The following is a 19,829-nucleotide window of genomic DNA, read 5'->3' on the forward strand; positions in this document are numbered from 1 at the left end:
GTGCGGACCTGCCTGGCCGACTGACGCCCGGGATCAGCCGAGGGGGTGCCCCGGATCGTCGAGCCACGCCCTGTGCGTATCCGCCGTGACCGTCATCCCGTACCGGTCGACCGTCGGCCGCCCGGCCAGGACCCACTGCCGGTGGGCCGTCACGACCTCGTCCCACAGGCGGCGCGGTCCATGCTGCGCCGTGCGGAACGTGGCGGTCTGCTCGCCGTCGTAGTCGACGCTCGCCCAACTGCCGGCCGAGTCGTCCGCCAGCCACAGCCTGGTGTGTGCCTCCTCGGTCCCGGTGTCCCAGGAGTACCAGGCGCCGGGCACCGTCAGGCCGAGGTGGAACTGCGCGTCGAGATCGGTCCCCGCGACGGCCCACGGGGAAAGGCCGGTGGTGCCCTTTTCGGGGCGCTGTCCGTCGCGCAGTACGTCCCGGTGCAGTTCGACGTCCGTGCGCTGACCGCTGATGAGCATGTACGAGCCGTACGCCGCGAACCGGCCGACCGCGCCACCGTCCTCCCGTTTGACCAGGTGGAGCGTGCCGTAGCAGCACCACGAGCTGTCCCACGGGGTGACGATGCCGCCGCCCGTCCGTGTCTGGTCCAGCCACGCCACCGGAACCGACCGCACCGAGCAGGTGGCCAGGACGCGGTCGTACGGGGCGTCGGACGCATGCCCCTCGGCGCCGTCCCCGCACAACAGCGTCGGGGTGAACGAGAGTTGGGCGAGGTTGGTCCGGGCGCGGGCGGCGAGGGCGGCGTCGATCTCCACGGAGGTCACCGCGTCCGCGCCGAGTCGCGCGCTGAGCAGTGCGGTGTTGTACCCGGTTCCCGTACCGATTTCCAACACGCGCATGCCGTCGGTCAGTCGGGCGCCCTCCAGCAGGCGCAGGACGGTGCTCGGCATCGACGCGGAGGACGCCGGTGAGCGTGTGCCGTCCGACTCCGTGACGAACCGCGTGATCAACGGTACGTCGGAGTAGGCCGCGACCAGCCAGTCGTCCGGGCTGCGGTCCCGGTCGCACAGCCGGTATTCACCGTCTTCGTCTCGCCACCACAGACGCCGTGGCAGGAAGGCGTCCCGGGGCGCGGAGTGAAAGGCGTCCCGCCAACTCTCCGGAACCGGTCGCGTTCGAGCCTTCGAGACCTCGTCCAGGAGCCGCGCGATCCCCGCCGCACGGGCGCGGGGACTCACATCGGGTGTGTGTGGTGGCACGGCCGGCTACTTCGGTTCCGGGGCGGGAGGGGTCGGCGGCGGAATCGGCCTACCGGGCTGCGAGCCGTCGTCCCCGATGGGCGAACTGTGCGGTCCCATGACTGCCTTTCTCCCTCTCCGATGCCCGTCTCCGCGGCCCGTTCCTGGGGTGCGTCCCCGCGCCTGCCCCCGCGATCGATCGGGCCGACTCGTCCACTCGACTCGCACAGTGTGCATCAGTCCCGTCGATCCCGGAGAACCACCTTCCCCCGCCTTCTTCGTGAGGGAGGGCATTCGATGTATCGCGCCCTACAACGTTTCCCGGCGTTCCTCGGTCTCGTCCAATCCCCCTGCCCGGCCCGTTCAAGATTCAACGTCCGGACGCGCCATTGCGGAGAATGATCATTGTGATGTGGAAGTTTTTGTGCAGAAGATCGACGGTGCGAGGGAAATCGAATCTTTTCGAATGCCCGCCATCTTTTGAGCCAAACAAAACGACACTCTGCGTAGTCGCTCATTCGTGTTTCGGCGTGAAACGTTGCTCGTGTGACTGGAAAGCGCCCATATTCGTTGATCGTTTTTGGTATCAGGTGCACAGAGTAGTCATCAGTGTTCTCTTGACATGTGCGCGCTCAGGCCATTTAAGGTGGGTCTCGTTCACGTGCAATCCGGTGAGTAGAGCCAAGGAACGGTGCTGTTCAATTCACATCCGTATGCCCGGCTGTTCCATTGTCCGGGCATGGTCACCATTCGTGGAGGAAGTGTGTCCCACTCGCCTGTCAGTATTCTGTCCCAGATCGACTTCAACGGTCAGGCGCTGACCGATGAACTGCTGTCGAGAACATTCCACCAACTCATGGATGAGCATGGCTATGTGCTCATGTGCAACGTGACAGAGGAATTCGACCCGGTCCGGTTCTGCCGGGTACTGGGAAGCTTCGTGCCGAACTACACGGGCGCGGTGGTGGGTGACGTCCGGCCGGAACCGGGTATGGACGACGTCTACCACGCCGGCAACACCCGCCCCCTGACCCCGCACTCCGAGGGCTACGACTTCGCCTTCGCCCCGCCCCGGTACATCGCCCTCTGGTGCATCACCCCGGCCTCCGGGCCCGGCGGCGAGACGACCCTCATGGACACCCGCCCCCTGGTGGCCGCCCTGTCCGAGGTCGAGCGCAAGCAGCTGCTGGAGACGGACTACGAGTGGAAGACCACGGAGGGGGTCCAGCGAATGGGCCTCGACCTGAAGACCCGCCACCCGATTCTCGAAGAGAATCCGCCGGGAGGTCCGAGGGGTCCGGGAGGTCCGGGAGATTCGGAAGGCGCGGGAGGCGGGGGAGTTTCGGAAGGCGTGGGAGGCGCGGCAGGTTCGGGAGTTTCGGGAGGCGCGCGGGACATCGTCCGGTTCAGTTGCAACAACCTGATCCGTGACGACGACGACTTCGCCGCGGAACTCCAGGACCGGTGGCACGTCGCTTTCGACCGCGAACACATCGCCGTCGAGTACCACGAGCGGGACATGCTGATCTGGGACAACTGGCGTCTGCTGCACGCGCGTAACGCTTTCAGCGACCGCAGTCGGCATCTGCGCCGCATTCAGATAGCCGGCTGACCCGGCCCCAGCGAGGAGACCCCCCATGCACCGCACCATGCTGCACAGCAAGATCCACAGGGCCACGGTCACGCAGGCGGACCTGCACTACGTCGGTTCGGTGACGATCGACCGCACGCTGATGGACGCCGCCGACCTCCTGCCCGGCGAACAGGTCGACATCGTCGACATCGACAACGGCAACCGGCTCACCACCTACGTCATCGAAGGCGAGCGCGACAGCGGCACCATCGGCATCAACGGGGCGGCCGCGCGGCTGATCTCCCCCGGCGACCTGGTCATCATCATCGGATACCAGGTCCTGGACGACCGGGCGGCCCGGACGGCGCGTCCGCACGTGGTGTTCGTCGACGAAGGCAACCGTCCGCTCTCGGTCGGGGCCGACCCCGCCGAAGTACCCGATTTCACGGAGGCGGCGCGGTTGATCCGCGGCGACGTGACCGAAGGAGCCGCACGATGACCACCACCCACCCCGCGTCACCGCCCACCGAGGCGTCCGGCCCGCACAGCCCGTCGGCGCTGACCCACTACGACACCGAGTTACGCGCGATCCTCGCCTCGGCGGCCGACGCCCCCGCCCTCGCCGGCACCGACACCGGCGCGTTCGCGCCCGGCTGGGAACTGCCCGACCCGGGACCCGCGCTGAACCGGTTCCTCGCTCCTTCCGGCATCAGCGCCCACGTCCTGGAGGAGACCGTGGACTGGCGGATCGGTCTGCTGAACCTGATGCACAACCCCCGCACCCGCACGACGAAGACCTTCGCGTCCCTGGTGATCGTCGCCCGCGCCGTGGCGCACATCCGGCGTACCGGCGAGCCCGTCATGATCCTCACCCCGTCGAGCGCGAACAAGGCCACCGCGCTCCGGGACGCGGTGCTGCGCGCCCATGAGTCGGGGCTGGCCACCCCCGCCGAACTGCGCATCGTCTGCGTCGTCCCGGACACCTCCACGGCCAAGCTGTGGCACTCGGACCTGGCCGCCGACGAAGGCTCCCGCGCGGCCAACCCGATCGCCGTGCTGCGCACCGACGAGCCGGGCGAGGTGAAGCAACTCGCCCGCGCGGTGGTCGACGAGGAGGCCCGGACGCTCCACGCCCGGACGGGAATTCGACTGTGGCACTCGCTGGACCTGCGCAACTACATGGTGGCGGACGCCGTACGGGCCCTGTTCGAACGCGACTGGCTGCCGGCCGGGGAACGCACCCACGCGCACTCGGTGTCCAGCGCCTTCGGCCTCCTGGGGCACTTCCACGGCCAGCAGTGGCACACCGGACGGGAATGGCCCGCCGTCGGCGGGCAGTACTTCCTGGTCCAGCACCTGGGCACCCCCGACATGGTGGCCAGTCTCTGTCACGGCCGCTTCGACCACCGCCCGACCTGGACCTTCCGCGACGGCGCGGTCCACCAGAGCGAGGACCCGCACTTCCCGCAGCGCGCCCACGCCCCCGACGAACAGCTCGACGCGACCTTCTACACGCACACGCCCGCCACCTCGCCGCGGATGAACGAGATCATCCGTCGGCAGGGAGGCAGCGGTGTGGTGGTCTCGCTCATGGAGTGCCTGGACCGCTACCCGCGCATCCGGCACATGCTCGCACCCCACGGCGTCCAACTGCCCGCCGATCCCCGGGACCTGCGCGAGTGGTCGCTGGTGATGGCCCTCACCGGGGTGCTGTGCGGGATCGACCGGGGACTGGTCGGCACCCGTGAGGTGCTCGTCCACGGTTCCGGCTCGTACGGCGTCGACGATTTCCGTACCGCCGACCCACGGCACCTGCGGCGCGTCGGGTCCCTGGAGGACCTGCGCCAGGTGGTCCGTACGGCAGCGGCCTGAGTTCCCGCGTCGCGACACCGGCATCCGCCACCACCCGACCGGGAGTCCTCTTGTCCGCCGCACCCGCACCGCCCGACCCGCACGGCCCCACCACCCCGCCCCCTGCCACCCCGCCCCCAACCACCGGACCCGGCACGGGCACCGGCCGGACCTCCGGGCCCGCCGCCGGTGCCGCCCGTGCCGCCCGTGCCCGCCTGGCCTACGCCTGGAACAACAGCCCACGACCGGCCTGGCGCACCGCGAGACGCCTGTACGACAGCGGCCCCCGCCGGGTGCCCGTGACGGTGTCCCGGGTGCGGACGGACCAGCCCGACATCGCCTATCTGGGCCTGCGTCAGGGCGAGGCCAACATCCTGCAACTCCTCGAATTCCAGCGGTCCCGCGCGGGCGCCGGGCCCGAGCGGCGGGAGCGGGGCCGTACCTCCCTGAAGGACCTGGCGGCCGGACGCTGGCCGGACGCGGACCTGGTGGTGGTCGGCGCACAGGCCCGCCAACTGGAACGGTTGCCCACGGCCGGCTCCATCACCGCCCCCTTCCGCGTCCACCTGGTGGTGGACGTGCCCGACACCGTCGAACGCCTCGAACAGCAGATCTCCCGGCGCGAACGGTGGGAGTTCCGCCGCAACCAACGCGAGCACCGGTGGACGCTGGAGGAGGACTCCTCGCCCGAGGCGTTCGACTTCTTCTACCGGCGGATGCACCTGCCGACCATGCGCCGCCGGCACGGCGACCGCAGCCGCACCGAGAGCCCGTCCGTCGCGCGCCACGCCATCCTCGGACACGGCACCCTGATGTTCGTCACCGAGGCGGGGACGCGCGTCGCCGGGGTGCTGTGCCACTGGTCCGCCGACCGGAAGGCCCTCACGACCCGGCTGCTCGGCGTGCTGGACGCCGAGGAACGGCTGTACGACGACGGCGCGTTCAAGGCCGTCTACCACCTCCTGCTGCGCTGGGCCTGTGAGCGACGCGTGGCCCACGTGGACTTCTTCGGTACGGAGGCGTTCCTCGGCAAGGGCATCTTCCAGTGGAAGCGCAAATTCGCCCCCCGCGTCGTCCTGCCCCCCAACCACTTCGCGGACAAACGCATCCGCCTCTACGTCCGGCGCGACACACCGGAGACCCGTGACTTCCTCGTCGCCAACCCGCTGCTCGGTCTGGACAGCGGTACGACGGGCCCGGTCCTGGTCCCCACGTACTTCACCGACTCCACGCGCCCACCGCGGCTGGACATCAGTGCCCGCTGCCCGGGGCTGCCCGAACCGCGCGTCGTCGACCTCGACGACTTCCTCACCGGCCGGGCGGCGGGCGCCGGGGGAGTGCGGCCGTGACCGCCGAGGGAGTACGCCACGGCCGTGACCGCCGCGGGAGCACACCATGACCGCCCAGGGAGTACGACCATGAGCACTCACGGAGTACAACCATGACCACTCACGGGGTACGGCCGTGACCGGCCCGAGCGCCACCGGAACCGGAGCCGGAACCGGGCCCGGAGCGGGATCAGGGCCCGGAACCGAAACCGGCCCCAGCATCGCCGTCGCCGGGACCGGGGCGTTCGCCGCCGCGCTCGTACGCGCCCTCGCCCGGTACCCCCGACCGGTGCGGACGCACGTGCTGAGCGCGAGCGCCGAGCGGGCCGCGCACCTGGCCGAACTCGCCGCGGACCACGCCTTCCTGACCGGTGCCCGCACCACCTGCACCCCCCACCACATCGATCCCGACGATCCGGAACAGCCGCGCCGCCTGCTGGCAGCCCTGCGCCCCGACATCCTGGTCGTCGCCACCTCCGAGCAGTCACCGGCCGAGGCCCGCACCGCACCGTCGGCCTGGACCGATCTGCTCCGCCGGGCGGGCTTCGGCCTCACGCTCCCGTTCCAGGCCGCCGCGGCCATGGCGTTCGCCGATGCCCGCGCGGACGCCGCCCCCGACACCGTCCTCGTCAACGCGTGCTTCCCCGACGCGGTCAACCCCCTGCTGTCCGCCACGGGCAGCCCCGTGGCCTGCGGACTGGGCAACGTCGCCACGCTGGGCACGGCGCTGTCGGTCCGTCTCGGCCTGTCCGACCAGCGGCGACTGCGGCTCCTGGCACACCACGCCCACCTGCACGCCCCCGCCGACGAGGACCATGACGTCCTCGGCTGGCTCGACGGGGCGCCACTGACCGACCCGCGCTCCGCGCTGGCCGCCGTCCGGGCCAGACCGCGCGGCCACCTCAACGAGATCGGCGCCGTGGCCGGCGCCGCCGCCGTCATGGCCCTGGCCGGTGGCGGACCCGCGTACATCGGTCATCTCCCCGGACCGAACGGCCTGCCCGGCGGATACCCGGTGACCGTCCACCACCACGACGTACGACTGCGGCTGCCCCCCGGCTTCACCCAGGAGGAGGCGGTCGCCTGGAACCTGCGCCGCGCCGAACTGGACGGCACGGTCGTCGGACCCGACGGCGTCACGCACCTCACGCCGACGGCCCTGACAGCTCTGCGCGACCACTGGCCCGGCGCACCCGCCCGCTACCCGCCCGACGAACTCCCCCACGTACGCGACCGGATGACGCGACTGCGCGCGCGGTTGCGACTCCTGCCCGCCCTCCCGCCGTCAGAAAGTGCCGACCGACATGATCACTGACAGGCCGACCAGCGACCTCTCCTCCCCCCAGCCGTCGTCGGAACGTTCCGCCGACAGCCTGCTCGCGCGGCACCGGCGCGTCATGCCCGGCTGGCTGACCCCCTACTACGACCGGCCCATCGCCCTCGACCGGGGCGACGGCCGCCACGTCACCGACACCGAGGGCCGCACCTACCTCGACTTCTTCGCCGGTATCCTCACCAACTCCCTCGGCTACGACCTCCCCGAGTTCCGCGAGGCCGTCCAGCGGCAACTGGCCTCCGGTCTGACCCACACCTCCACGCTGTACCTCATCGACGCCCAGATCCGCCTCGCCGAGCGGCTGGCGGAACTGTCCGGCATTCCCGATCCCGTCGTCTTCCTGGTCAGCTCCGGAACCGAGGCCAATGACGCCGCTCTGCTGGCGGCCGTCTGCCACACCGGGACCAACCACGTCGTCGCCCTGCGCGACGGCTACCACGGCCGCTCACTGACCACCACCGCGGTCTCCGGCCTGCCCGGATGGCGGCCGAGCCCCTACTCCCCGCTCCGGGTGACACAGGCGGACAACGGCGCCGCCCGCACCGACGGGCCGTGGACCGGCGCCGACGAGGAGCGGGCCGTCCAGGACCTGGCGGCCGCCCTGGAGCGGGAGGGGGACACCGCGGCGCTGATCATCGAACCCGTGCAGGGGCTCGGAGGGTTCCACACCCCGCCCTCGTCCCTCCTGCGCCGTTACGACGAACTCGTCCGGGACCGCGGCGGCGTCCTCATCAGCGACGAGGTCCAGACCGCGTGGGGCCGTACCGGAAAGCACTGGTGGGGCCACCAACTGCACGGACTGCGCCCCGACGTCCTCACCTTCGCCAAGGGCCTGGGCAACGGACTGCCGCTGGGCGGTCTCGTCGCCCGGCGGGCCGTCGTGGACAGCCTGCCCGGCAAGTCGATCTCCACCTTCGGGGGAAACCCCCTGTCGTGCACCGCCGCCCTCGTCACCCTGGACGTCATCCGGGACCGCGACCTCATGCGCAACGCGGACGTGGTGGGCGCGTACCTGCTGGAGGGACTGCGCGACCTCCAGCGGAGCGAGCCGCATCTGGCCGCCGCGCGCGGCCACGGCCTGATGCTCGCCGTCGACCTGGTCGAGCCGGGCACCGGCGCTCCCGATCCGGAGGCCGCGCGGGCGTTCGTGGCCGCGTGCCGTGAAGCGGGCCTGCTCATCGGTATGGGCGGCCCGGAGGGCAACTGCCTGCGCATCGCTCCGCCGTTGACCGTCACCGAGGACGAGGCCCGCACCGCCCGCGCCGTCCTGGAGCAGGCCGCGGCCGCCACCCGGCCGGCCGGTCACCCCTTCCGCACCGCATCCCGTGGACAGTCGAGGAGTTCCGTATGACCGTGGCGGAGCAGTACCTGATGGGAGCCGGCTCCGACGAGCTGGACCGCATGCTGTTCCAGGGCCGGATGTTCAGGCCGGAGGCCGAACGGCTGCTCCGTCGATGCGGTCCGGGCCCTGACACCCGTGCGATCGACGTCGGCTGTGGCCCACTGGGAATCATGGATCTGCTGTCCGAACACGTGGGCCCCGGCGGCGAGGTCGTCGGGATCGACGTACAGCCCGGCATGCTCGATCTGGCCCGTCGGCTGGTGGCCGAACGCGGTCTGACCAATGTGCGTCTGGTCGAGGGAGACGCCGCCGAGAGCGGAGAGGCGCCGGGCGGTTTCGACTTCGTCCACACCCGGCTGGTCCTCATGAACGTGCCGCACTCCGCCGCCGTGCTCGCCGCGATGGTGGCCCTGGCCCGCCCCGGTGGCACCGTGGCCGTGCAGGACGTGGACTGGATCTCGCGCGTGTGCGACCCGCCCCATCCGGCGTGGAACCGGCTGGTCGACGCCATCACCGAACTCTGGCGGCTGAACGGCATGGACGTACTTCTCGGCCGGCGCCTCCCCCGGCTGCTGCGGGAGGCCGGACTCACCGACATCGGCGTCGATGCCGGAATCCGCGTCTTCCAGCACGACCACCCCTACCAGACGCTGCTCGTCGACCGGGCCGAACTGTGCCGTGACGCACTGGTGGAGCGCGGACTGATCGGCCACGACGAACTGGACGGGACGATCGGGGAACTGCGCGCCCACCTCGCGGACCCGGGGACGATCGTCGTGCACCCGACGCTCTTCCAGGCATGGGGCCGGGTGCCCGAGGTGAACGAGGTGACCGGGGTATCCGACGTATCCGGGGTGTCCGACCTGCCTGACGCGGCCGACCCGTCCGACGTGACCGAGGGAGCGTGACCCGTCCCGTCGCCACGGCGCGGTCCGGGAAAGCCGTTGGGCACCGCACCGACTTCGTACCGAGGGAAACAGCGTGGACAAGCGACGCGTAGTACGGCGATTACTGACCGCGCAGGGCGTGAACGGATTCGGCGACGGGCTGTGGTTCAGCATCTGGGCGATCTACCTCACCCGGATCAGGGACATCCCGGCCGCGAACATGGGGCTGGCCATGGGGATCGGCGGAGTGATCGGACTGCTCGCCGCCGTCCCGATCGGAGTGATGGCCGAACGCCGAGGCCCCCGCGAAGTGCTGGGAACCGTCATCGTCCTGCGCGGACTCATCATGATCGCCTACGTCTTCGTCGGGGGATTCTGGTCGCTGCTCCTCGTGACCTCGTTCTTCTCCGCCGTGCAGAGCTCGGCCGTCGGCGTGCGCGTCACCCTGGTGTACGGGCTGATGGAGCCCGACAGCCGGCTACGGGTACTGGCCCAGGGGCGGGTCGTCCAGCACATCACCTACGCGGCGGGCGCGGGCATCGCCATCCTGGTGCTGGCCAGTGACCGGCAGACGGTCTTCGTGGCCGCCGTACTGGTCGACGCGCTCGCGCTCCTGCTGACCGGGGCACTGACGATGCTCGTTCCCTCCGTACCCCCTGTGCCACACGACCGACAGCACTCCGGTACGCGGGCACTGCGCGATCTGCCCTATGTGGCGATCATGGGCAGCACGGCACTGCTGTCCCTGTGCTGGGCGCTGCTGTCCAGCGGCCTTCCGCTGTGGATCGCCGAGGACACCCGCGCACCGCTGTGGACGGCCGGGCTGGCGGTGGTGGTCAGTTCCGCGGCCATCGCGGTCTTCCAGGTCAGGATCAGCCGGCGGTCGGTGAGGATCGCGGGAGCGGTACGGTCCAGCCGGATCTCGGCCACGGCCCTCGCCGTGTGCTGTGTCGTCTTCGCCGCCGCCGCGTGGACCCGGTCCCCCGTGATCGCGACGACGGTGATCATCCTGGGCATGGGCGCGCACATCGTGGGAGAGCTGTACTACGTCTCCTCGCGCTGGGGACTGTCCCTCGGACTCATGGCCAAGAACGCCGAGGGGCAGTACCAGGGCGTCACGGCGGGCACCGAGGCCGCCGCCGTCGCGATGGGGCCCGCGCTGGTCACCTCCCTGGTCGTCGGCCTGAGCGAGGTCGGCTGGGTGATCCTGGCGGCGCTCTTCCTGCTCTCCGCGGTACCGGTGGGCGCACTCGGCCGCCGCGCCGCGCGGGACGGCTTCCGGGTCGGACACCAGGAACCGGAGGAACCGCGGGACGTGGGACCCGCGGAGGTGCCCGCCGGGCCCGCGACTCCGTAGGTACGGGTACGGGTACGGGTACGCGGCCACGGGTAACGGCTACGGGTACGGCCGACCGCCACCGGCCACCGGCCGTACCCGTCCCGCATCACCCATCACCCGTCACCCATCACCCGTCCCCCGTTCCCCCGTCGGGCACGGCGTCCGGCCGGTCCCCGCCGATGCCCCGCCCGACGGGCGACACACCGCTTTGTCCCGGGGAAGGCGGGAAAGGGATCTGTCATGACGGAGAACGACTGTGACGAACACCCCGCCGCCCTGCTCCCCCTTCTGCGGACGTCGGCCGGGGCGGTGCTGGACACCGCGGGCCCCCTGACCGAGACCGAGCTACGCGCCCCCTCGTCGCTGCCCGGCTGGTCCCGTGCCCATGTCCTCACCCATCTGGCCCGGAGCGCGGACTCCCGGGTACGCCTGCTGACCGCTGCCCGCACGGGCGCCGACCTGCCGCAGTACCCCGACGGGGAGACCCGTGAGCGGGAGATCGAGGAGGGGGCGTGGCGCGGAGCCGACGCCGTCCGCGCCGACCTGGAGGACTCGCTGCGGCGTGTGCTGGACGCCATCGCCCACCACCCCCGGGACGCCTGGGACGTCCCCGTGCGGTGGCTGGACTCCGGACCGGGCCCGGTCCGCGATGTCCCCGGGACCCTGCTGCGGGAGTTGGAGATGCACCATGTCGACCTGGCGCTCGGCCACACCCCGGAGGACTGGCCGGATCGTTTCGTGGCCGTGGAGACGCGCGGTGTCGTCGAACTCCTGCGGGAGGAACGGGACGTGCCGAACATGCGACTGCGTGCGGACGAGGACCGTGTGGTCCACTCCCTCGGCGAGCGGACGGGGCCGCTGGTGACCGGCCCGGCAGCCGCTCTGCTGGCCTGGCTGACGGGCCGTTCGGACGGGAGCGGGCTCACTGTCGAGCCGCCGGGCCCGCTTCCGACGGTTCCGGCCTGGAAACAGTGACGGATCGCGAGAGCGCGCCCGCCGGGCGCGGAGGGTGACGGAGGGTACGGAGAACGGGAAGGACGGGACGCGGGGGACGGGAGGGCAGGCGGCGGCGACGCCGGGACGGGCGGGCATGCGTGTGCCCGGCGGTGAAGTGCTCACCGCCGGGCACACCTGCACGTCAGGGGTGGGACCCGTGGGCCCCGGAGCCGGTGCTCAGCCCCTGGTCAGTCCGTCACCTCGATCTTGCCGTTGGGCGTGGTGGTCGCCGGTACGGTCGCCGGCGCCGCGCCCTCGGCGGGCGCGGTGCCCCGGCCCTTGAGGTTCTGGAGCAGGGCGGCGAGGTCGACTCCCGTGGTGGAGTTGAGGAGTTCGATGCCCTGGGCGACGTTGTCCGCGACCGTACGGGACAGCTGACTGGCGCCGTCCGTGGAGATCACGGTCAGCTTGTCGATGGCGCTGAGCGGCTCGGCCGCCTTCGCGACGACCTGCGGCAGCACCTCGACCAGCATCTGGAGCACGGCCGCGTCGCCGTACTGCGCGAACGCGTCCGCCTTCTTCTGCATGGCCTCGGCCTCGGCCGAACCCCTCGCGGCGATGGCGGCGGCCTCGGCCTCACCCTCGATGCGCACGGCGTCGGCGAGCGCCGAGCGGTGCAGCTTCTCACCCTGACCGGTGAGCCTGGCGCGCTCCGCCTCGGCCTCGGCCTCCTTGACCTGCGCGATACGGCGGGCCTCGGCCTCCTGCTCGGCCTGGTAACGGGCCGCGTCGGCGGGCTTGCGCACCTTGGTGTCCAGCTCGCGGTCGGTCAGCGCGGCCTGGCGCTCGGCGACCTTCTCCTGCTCCTGGAGGACTTCCTGGTTGCGGGCCGCCTCGGCGAGCGGACCCGCCGCGTTGGCCTTCGCCGCCGCCGCTTCGGTCTCGGCCTTGATCTCGGCCTGCTTGAGGTAGTACGTCCGCTCGGCTATGGCGATCTCTTCCGCCGCCTTCAGCCGGGCCTGCTCGGAGGCGCGCTTGGCGATCGCCTCCGCGATGTCCGCCTCCTGCTTGGCGCGGGCGGCCTCGGGGCGGCCGAGGTCTTCGAGGTAGGAGCCCTCGGTGGTGATGTCCTGGATCTGGAAGGCGTCCAGGATCAGGCCCTGGCCGGAGAGGCTGGTCTCGGCCTCCTCGGCGACCTGGCCGGCGAACGCGGCACGGTCGCGGATGATGTCCTCGACGGCCATCCGGCCGACGATGGCGCGCAGCGCACCGGACAGCACTTCCTGCGTGAAGCCGACGATGCCGTCCTGCTGCTGGAGGAATCGCTGGGCGGCGGCCCGGATCGCGTCCTCGTTGCCGCCGACCTTGACGATCGCGACGCCTTCGAGGTTCGCCTTCACACCGCGCAGGGTGACGGCGCCGCGCACGGCGATCGGGATGTGGCGGCTGGACAGGTCCAGGGTGAACTTCTGCTGGACGAACGGCACGACGAAGACGCCGCCGCCGACCACGACCTTCTGGCCGCTGTTGTCGACGCTGATCCGGCCGGTCTCGGGGTCGGTGGACTTCTTGCCCCGGCGGCCCGTGATGATGAACGCCTCGCTGGGCCCGGCGACCTTGTAGCGGGTGATCACTACAAGCGCGAGGAGAACGACGAGTACGACTATTCCGATTACTGCGATGACGACTGGGCTCATGGAGTGTCCCCCCTGCCTCCCGACGGGGGACGGCAGATCGATTCAGGCTGTGGTGCTTTGGATCTTGGTGGTGGTGATGTGGTTCTTACGGCTGGGAAATGGCGTCCGGGCTCATGTGCCGGTCCGCGACGGGGTTTCAGCGCTCGACGGGGCGTACCGACACCGAGGTGTTCGACAGCGCGGCCTCGACCCAGATCTCCGTGCCGCGTGGCATCGGCACCGGGCTCTTCGCCGAGAACTTCACCGGCTGGCCCGCGAGCCTGAGCATGACCTCTCCGTAGCCCTCGGCCGGAATGGCCGTGATCACGGAGCCGGCCGTGCCGACGAGGTCCGAACCGCGTGGTGCCGCGGTGGTCTGGTCCCGCATCAGGGCCTGACTGAACTTCCAGGTCAGCCAGGCCGCGACCAGCCCCGCCAGGATTCCGGCGACGGTCGCGGCCACCGTACCCGCACCCGTGGTGCCGAGCACGATCGCGCCGCCGAAGCCGAGCATCGCCACGAAACCGGCGATGACGGGGAGCGAGAGAAGGCCGTCGAAAATACCGTCCAGCACTCCGCCGAACAGTCCTTCCAGCACCCCGTCGAAGATCAGTGAGAGCGCGAGCAGTGCGACCCCCGCGATACCGAGACCGAGGAACAAGGTCACGTGATCACCCTCCCGATCCTTGAAATCCCCCGAAAAACTACCGTTGATCTGACCAGATGGTCCCATACGTCGGCCATGGAAAGCACTGCCGGAACCCGGCAATCTTTTACCTGCCTTTGGTGCCGCCTTCTGCGGTAACGGAATCGTCGCCATTTGTTTCTCCCGCGCCCGGGAACCACCCGGCACGGGCGGCGGCCCGCGGGTCGGGACAGGGGCGAGGACAAGGCGACATGTCGTTCATGCCGGTGTAAGGATGGATTCAGGAGGTCCCCCTTGCCTGCCGACGCGCCCCACGACGGAATCGACGACGCACCGCACGACGGAACCGGCGCGGCCCCGCCCGCCCCGCCCGGGACGGCGATCCTCGACGGCACCCCCGCGGGGATCGTGATGCTGGACACCGACCTGCGGTACGTCTACGTCAACCCCGCCCTCGCACGGCTCAACGGCGTCCCGGCCGCCGAACACCTCGGCCGGACCATCGGGGAGGTGCTGCCGGACCTCGACGCCCGCGAGCACCTGCTGCGCGCGGTACTGGCCGACGGCGAACCCCGGGAGATCACGAGCAGCGGTCACACCCGGGCGTCGTCCGGCCGGGAGCGGCGGTACTGGCACGGGGTGTACCACCGGCTGGAGCGGGAGGGCCGGATCGCGGGCGTGGCCGGGATCGTGCTGGAGGCCACCGCGTCCCGGAGCAGGCTGCGCGAGCTGGAGCTGGCGCGGAGCTACCTCTCGCTGCTGGACACCGCGTCCGTCAGCATCGGCACCACCCTCGACATGGACACCACCTGCCAGGAACTCGTGGACTTCGTGGTGCCCACGCTCGCCGACGCCGCCACCGTCGAGGTCTTCCCGCCGGACATCGGCCACTCCGTGCGGCCTGCGCCGCCCGGCGTGGTGCGGCTGCGCCGGGCGGCGCTGGCCGCCACTCCCGACCTCCGGGAAGCCGCGAAGGACTACGAGATGCCGGGGGACGTCATCGACTACCAGGCCGACTCGGCGGTGGTCCGCTGCCTGGCGACGAACGAACCGGTGGTCGAGGTCTTCACCGAGGAGGCACGGCTGAGCAGCGTGGGTCCCTCGCCCGAACGGGCCGCCGGCTACCGGTCCGTCGGCCTGCACTCGGTGGTCGCGGTGCCGCTCAGGGTCCGGGGGCGGTCGCTGGGGGTGCTGAGCCTCGCCCGTGCCGGCGACTCACCCGACTTCACCGAGGGGGACGACCTCATCGTCGCCAGGGAACTGGCCGACCGGACCGCCCTCGATCTGGACCACGCCCGTCGCTACGCGCACGAGCGCGCTGTGGCCATGGAGTTGCAGCGCTCGCTGCTGTCCGAGCCGCGCGCGCCGCACGCCCACGTCGAGGTCGCCACCCGTTACCTCCCCGGGGAGCAGGGCGTGCTGGTGGGCGGTGACTGGTTCGACGTCGTCCCGCTCACCGAAGGGCGGCATCTGAAGGCGATGGGCGATGTGATGGGTCACGGGGTTGAGGCGGCGGTCGAGATGAGTCACTACCGCTCGCTGCTGCGGCTGCTCGCCGAAGAGGAGCTGCCGCCGCACCGGATTCTCGAACAACTCGACACCATGGTGGAGAAGTCGGGCCTGGACCGGGCGGCGACCTGTCTGCTGGCGATCGTCGACCGGTTCCGCGGGGTGTGCCAGGTGGCCAGCGCCGGGCACCTGCCACCGTTGTTCATCGATCCGGCGCCGGGCGGCGCACGGTTCGGTGAGGTGGCGACGGGGCCGCCGCTCGGCACGGGGCTCGGCGGGTACCGCACCACGGTCGCGCCGTGCGGCCCCGGGACCGTGCTGTTCATGTACACCGACGGGCTGGTCGAGCGGCGCGACGAGAGCATCGACGATTCGGTGAACCGTCTGCTGAGCCTGCGGATACCGCTGAGCGGCAGCCTTGACGAGCTGCTGGACGAGGCCCTTGAGCGGTTCGGCCGGAACACCGAGGACGACATCGCTCTGCTCGCGTCGAGAATCCGGGACCCGGACGAGGACGCCTGAGGGGGTGACCCTGACCGGCTCCGCGTTCCCGGCCAGGACCGTCCCGGCGCCCCGGGCCCGGTCCCGTCCACGGGCCCGGCGTTCCCGGCGGTCCCGCGCTCCTGGCCTGATCCCGCCCCACCGGCCCCACGGGCCCCGGGCCCTCCGTCCGGTCCCGCTCACCGGGCCCGACGACCCCGTCCCGGACCCACCTCACGGGTCCCGCGCTCTCCGCCCGGTCCCGCCCCACCGGCTCCGCGTCCTACGCCCCGCTCCGCCCTACGGGCCCCGCGTTCCCCGGCCCGGTCCCGCCCACGGGCCCGGCGCCCTCCGCCCGGCCCCGTCCCACCGGCCCCGCGCCCCCGGCCCGCGTCCCGCCACCTCGCCCGTTCAGCCCAGTTCGAGGCTGGTGATCCCGTACAGGCCGGAGTGGTCCGCGCCCGGGACCTGGCCCGTGTACATCCGCGCGGTCTCGAAGGACGGGGTCAGCCCCAGCCCCTCCGCGAGCCGGACGGCGGCCGGGTTGACGTCCGGTACGTCGATCGCCACCGGCTCGCCCGGCGCGGTGTCCGCCAGGGTGGCCAGCAGCGCGGTGGCCACCTCGGGCGACGACGCGTAGAGCGGACCGATCCGCGAGGCGGTGCCCCGGCAGGCCCGTAGCACGGCGAAGCCGCGCACCTCTCCGTCACCGACCGCCGCGAGCGCGGAATGACCCGGGCTCGCGATCCAGTGGGCCAGGAAACTGTCCCGGGCCTCCGGGAAGAACCGCCGGTCGTAATCGGTGAGCCGGCCGAACGGCAGGGTGCGCGCGTCGATCAGCTCGACGCCGTCCGGGAGCTCGGCCCCGGTGGGCACGACCCCCTCGTACCGCATCGTGGTCCAGGCCGAACGGAAGCCGGACTTACGGTAGTTGGCCTGCTGGGCGACGACGCCGTCGAGTCCGACGTTGCGCCCCGCGAGCCGTTCCATCCCGGCCCGCCAGAGCTGCGTCCCGTATCCCCGGCCGCGCAGGTGCGGGCGGGTGAGGTAGAAGCCCAGGAAGCCGAAAGCGGCCCCGTACCGCACCACGGAGACGCACGAGACGGGCTCGCCGTCGATCCGGCCGATCAGGAACCCGCCGGGGTCGGTGGCGTGGAAGGCCGGGCCGTCGGCGTGGCCCGGGTTCCAGCCCTCCTCGTGCGCCCAGTCCGACAGCAGCCGCATGTCGTCGGCGCTCGCCACGCTGATGTCAACCGGTGTCACGTACCACTCCGTTCGCTTCGTCCGGGTCGCTCGGGTCACCCGGATCACCTGGGCCGGCCGGGCCGCCCGGGTCGGACACCCGGACCACAGACCGGCCCCAACGGGTCTACCCCAACGGACGGGCGCGCAACGCCCGTTCGCCCGACACCACCCGTACGGACCGTGCGCCCGGGAGGTGTCAGGCGGCCGGTGAAGCGGTGCCGGCATCCGTGGCACCCGCGTCCGCACCCGCTTCCGGGTCGGTGGCGGCGCCGGCGTCCGTGGCGGTGGTACGGGCACGGCGCGGCCGGTCCAACTGGAGCAGGTGCGTGACCACGTTGGCGTAGAACCGGTCCACGGCGGTGTCCACGCTCCGGATGAAGCCCGACTCCGCGTTGCCACGGCTGTTGCCCATGCCCTTGAACAGGGAGAGCCGGAACCCGGTGATCTGCGCGCCGTCCTTCGGGAGCAGGTCGCCCGGTTCGGGCCGCAGCCGCTCCAGCGTGCCGCGCGGACCGCTGCGGCCGTCCAGCAGCGTCTCCACATGGAGGTCGGCCGGGGCGTCGGCCAGCGTCCGGATCAATCGCTTGGCGACGGCGAGCGGATATCCGGCCTCGGGCGCCGGGATCTCGACCGACGTACGCAGCTTGGCCGTTCGCAGATCCGCGGTGATCGCGAGGATGCCGGGCGTCCCGTCGATGCGCAGCTCGGCGGAGAGGCGGCCCTCCTCGCACAGCAGGTCGGCGAGGTCCGCACGCCGTGACGCCGGATCGGTGCCGCGTCTGGCGCGCTGAACGGGCAGCGCCTTCTGACCCAGTTCACCGCCGAGCCTGAGGCAGACCTGCCGGATGAGCCGTTCCCAGCTCTCCACGACCTCGACCGCGCGCGGATCGCCCTGGCAGAGGGTCTCCGTGTCGATGCCGTTGCGCACGGGCACCCAGGCGGGGCCCATGTTCTGGAAGCCGTGACAGCCGGAGTTCTCGTGCTGGAGGTAGTGCAGCAACTCCTGGAGGAGCCAGGCGTGTGCGGCGTTGCCGACACCCTCGTGGCGGATCAGCATCTGGGCCTGCTGGGCGACCTCGGCCCAGGAGAGGTGCCGCAGCGCGACCTTGTGCTTGCGCCGTCCGTCGATCTTGACGTCGACGAGCGGACTGCCTTCCAAAGCTACGTCGTTGGAGAGCGTGACGACCGCCTCGTAACCACGGCGGGCGGCGATGTCCATGTAGCTCTGGACCTGGTCGGCCTTGAGCTGGTTGCCGTTGGTCTTCGTCTCGACCAGCGCGGTCCACAGTTTGCCCGCGCGCTCGACCCGGATCACGCCGTCCGGGCGCTTGGGGGTGTCGCCGTGCGGCAGGGTCACCTCGGTGTACGTCTCCATGCGGCCCGCCGGAGCGCCGAACGCGGCGGTCAGCCGACGCCCGAACTCCGGTACCTGGGCCATCACCGAGAGCAGCACGGACGTCGCCCGTACCTCACGCTCCTTGTCGCTCTTCAGGGTCGGCACGGGGAAGAGGAGAGCGGGCCGCCAGGTGTCGTTGTCGGCGAGCGACTTCCGGGCGACGGCGGGGAGGGTGACCTTCTTCTTCACCGTACGGGGGCCGCGCTTGCGCGCGGGCGGAGCGGCGGGGGCGCTCTCGGGGACGGGCCCAGGGGCGGGAACGGGAACGGCCGCGGGGGGCGCGGACTCGGACCGGGGAGCGGGTACGAGTACGGGGACGACGGCAGCGGCGGGCGCCGCGACGGCCGCCGTGCCGTCGGCCGTTCCGGGACCGCCCGCGCCGGTATCCGCGCCCGAGCCCGCGTCCGGGCACGTGTTCCCCGCCCCGGCCCCAGCCTCGGCCCCCACAGCGGTCTCGGCCTCGGCCTCGCTCTCCTCGTCGTCGGCGATGTCGATGCCGAAGTCCGTGGCGAGGCCCGCGAGTCCGGTCTCGTACCCCTGCCCGACGGCCCGGAACTTCCACTCCTCGCCGCGCCGGTACAGCTCGCCGAAGATGAACGCCGTCTCCACGCTCGCGTCGTCGATCGAGAAGCCGAGCAGGGTCTCGCCCGAGCGGTCGGCGAGCGTCAGCCGCAGATCGTCGAGATCACCGAAACGGGCCTCGCCGTACCGGCTCGCCGCCACGACGATCCGTGCCACGTCCGGGGCGACCGCCGTCAGATCGAGGCTGATGCGGTCCTCGTCGCCGTTGTCGGTGGGGGTCTTGCCCAGCAGGTTCACACTGCCGTCGGCGGCGGCCGGATGGTTGTAGAAGTAGAAGTCCGACTCGCCGCGCACCTTGCCGTTCTCGTCCAGCAGGAGCACCGACACATCCGCGTCACCGTCACCGGACGCGCTGCTCCAGCTCAGGCTGACGATGACCGCGTCGGCCTCCTCGCTGAGCGTCGCCAGGCCGACGTTGGCACCCTTGGGCATTTCCTGCATGTTCGTCCCCCCGGACGTGCGGCTGCTCCAGAGGCAGCGGAAGGACGCCGGGCAGCCGCGTATGTGTCGTTCCG

The 19,829-nt window shown here is 71.4% G+C and carries 15 protein-coding genes; 10 read left to right on the top strand and 5 right to left on the bottom strand.

Translation table 11 applies throughout. The annotated features are described in order from the left end of the window. Nucleotides 1–33: 33 nt before the first annotated feature. Nucleotides 34–1,188: a methyltransferase domain-containing protein gene (locus tag PZB75_RS15940; RefSeq protein WP_275535964.1), complete on the bottom strand. Its 1,155-nt coding sequence runs from the start codon at nucleotides 1,186–1,188 to the stop codon at nucleotides 34–36. 763 nt (nucleotides 1,189–1,951) lie between these two features. Between PZB75_RS15940 and PZB75_RS15945 the strand changes: the two genes are divergently transcribed. From PZB75_RS15945 to PZB75_RS15985, 9 genes are all read left to right on the top strand, one after another. Then, nucleotides 1,952–2,800, top strand: a complete 849-nt coding sequence (locus PZB75_RS15945) for a TauD/TfdA family dioxygenase (RefSeq protein WP_275535965.1) — start codon at nucleotides 1,952–1,954, stop codon at nucleotides 2,798–2,800. Nucleotides 2,801–2,825: 25 nt separating this feature from the next. Further along, entirely contained in the window at nucleotides 2,826–3,260 is a 435-nt protein-coding gene (panD, locus tag PZB75_RS15950) for an aspartate 1-decarboxylase (protein ID WP_275535966.1), read from the top strand. Beyond that, entirely contained in the window at nucleotides 3,257–4,633 is a 1,377-nt protein-coding gene (locus PZB75_RS15955; RefSeq protein WP_275535967.1) for a DUF6002 family protein, read from the top strand. The genes panD and PZB75_RS15955 overlap by 4 nt, the downstream gene beginning before the upstream one ends. Nucleotides 4,634–4,683: 50 nt before the next feature. Next, complete coding sequence (locus PZB75_RS15960) at nucleotides 4,684–5,961, top strand: GNAT family N-acetyltransferase (RefSeq protein WP_275535968.1); 1,278 nt, start codon at nucleotides 4,684–4,686, stop codon at nucleotides 5,959–5,961. 115 nt (nucleotides 5,962–6,076) lie between these two features. Continuing rightward, entirely contained in the window at nucleotides 6,077–7,255 is a 1,179-nt protein-coding gene (locus PZB75_RS15965; RefSeq protein WP_275535969.1) for a hypothetical protein, read from the top strand. After that, nucleotides 7,245–8,627 (top strand): aminotransferase class III-fold pyridoxal phosphate-dependent enzyme, encoded by a 1,383-nt coding sequence (locus PZB75_RS15970; protein ID WP_275535970.1) that lies wholly within the window; start codon nucleotides 7,245–7,247, stop codon nucleotides 8,625–8,627. Before PZB75_RS15965 ends, PZB75_RS15970 begins: the two co-directional genes overlap by 11 nt. Next, nucleotides 8,624–9,526, top strand: a complete 903-nt coding sequence (locus PZB75_RS15975; RefSeq protein WP_275535971.1) for a methyltransferase domain-containing protein — start codon at nucleotides 8,624–8,626, stop codon at nucleotides 9,524–9,526. The genes PZB75_RS15970 and PZB75_RS15975 overlap by 4 nt, the downstream gene beginning before the upstream one ends. A 73-nt stretch (nucleotides 9,527–9,599) precedes the next feature. Next, a complete protein-coding gene (locus tag PZB75_RS15980; protein ID WP_275535972.1) occupies nucleotides 9,600–10,862 on the top strand; it encodes an MFS transporter in 1,263 nt (420 codons plus the stop codon). 222 nt (nucleotides 10,863–11,084) lie between these two features. Next, nucleotides 11,085–11,819 carry a maleylpyruvate isomerase family mycothiol-dependent enzyme gene (locus PZB75_RS15985; RefSeq protein ID WP_275535973.1) on the top strand — a complete coding sequence of 245 codons (735 nt, stop codon included), beginning with the start codon at nucleotides 11,085–11,087 and terminating at the stop codon, nucleotides 11,817–11,819. A gap of 209 nt (nucleotides 11,820–12,028) precedes the next feature. Here the strand turns inward: PZB75_RS15985 and PZB75_RS15990 are convergent, their stop codons facing one another. Beyond that, a complete protein-coding gene (locus PZB75_RS15990; protein ID WP_275535974.1) occupies nucleotides 12,029–13,477 on the bottom strand; it encodes a flotillin family protein in 1,449 nt (482 codons plus the stop codon). A 136-nt stretch (nucleotides 13,478–13,613) separates the two neighbouring features. Then, on the bottom strand, nucleotides 13,614–14,123 hold the full coding sequence (locus PZB75_RS15995; protein WP_275535975.1) for a hypothetical protein: 510 nt from the start codon (nucleotides 14,121–14,123) through the stop codon (nucleotides 13,614–13,616). 300 nt (nucleotides 14,124–14,423) lie between these two features. Here PZB75_RS15995 and PZB75_RS16000 point away from each other — a divergent pair, with 300 nt between their 5' ends. Then, on the top strand, nucleotides 14,424–16,133 hold the full coding sequence (locus PZB75_RS16000; RefSeq protein ID WP_275538729.1) for a SpoIIE family protein phosphatase: 1,710 nt from the start codon (nucleotides 14,424–14,426) through the stop codon (nucleotides 16,131–16,133). A gap of 369 nt (nucleotides 16,134–16,502) precedes the next feature. Here PZB75_RS16000 and PZB75_RS16005 read toward each other — a convergent pair whose 3' ends face one another. Both PZB75_RS16005 and PZB75_RS16010 read right to left on the bottom strand, forming a co-directional pair. Then, nucleotides 16,503–17,354 (bottom strand): GNAT family N-acetyltransferase, encoded by an 852-nt coding sequence (locus PZB75_RS16005; protein ID WP_275535976.1) that lies wholly within the window; start codon nucleotides 17,352–17,354, stop codon nucleotides 16,503–16,505. Between the two features lie 178 nt (nucleotides 17,355–17,532). Then, nucleotides 17,533–19,746, bottom strand: coding sequence for a TerD family protein (locus PZB75_RS16010; protein ID WP_275535977.1), 2,214 nt, complete (start codon nucleotides 19,744–19,746; stop codon nucleotides 17,533–17,535). Nucleotides 19,747–19,829 lie beyond the last annotated feature (83 nt).

Source organism: Streptomyces sp. AM 4-1-1 (genome assembly GCF_029167625.1).
Taxonomy (GTDB): domain Bacteria; phylum Actinomycetota; class Actinomycetes; order Streptomycetales; family Streptomycetaceae; genus Streptomyces.

Excerpts from the sequence above, each read along its gene's own strand:
- PZB75_RS15985 (WP_275535973.1), top strand. The coding sequence starts at position 11,085 with ATGACGGAGAACGACTGTGACGAACACCCCGCCGCCCTGCTCCCCCTT.
- PZB75_RS15970 (WP_275535970.1), top strand. The coding sequence starts at position 7,245 with ATGATCACTGACAGGCCGACCAGCGACCTCTCCTCCCCCCAGCCGTCG.
- PZB75_RS15975 (WP_275535971.1), top strand. The coding sequence starts at position 8,624 with ATGACCGTGGCGGAGCAGTACCTGATGGGAGCCGGCTCCGACGAGCTG.
- PZB75_RS15990 (WP_275535974.1), bottom strand. The coding sequence starts at position 13,477 with ATGAGCCCAGTCGTCATCGCAGTAATCGGAATAGTCGTACTCGTCGTT.
- PZB75_RS15955 (WP_275535967.1), top strand. The coding sequence starts at position 3,257 with ATGACCACCACCCACCCCGCGTCACCGCCCACCGAGGCGTCCGGCCCG.
- panD (WP_275535966.1), top strand. The coding sequence starts at position 2,826 with ATGCACCGCACCATGCTGCACAGCAAGATCCACAGGGCCACGGTCACG.
- PZB75_RS16010 (WP_275535977.1), bottom strand. The coding sequence starts at position 19,746 with ATGCCCAAGGGTGCCAACGTCGGCCTGGCGACGCTCAGCGAGGAGGCC.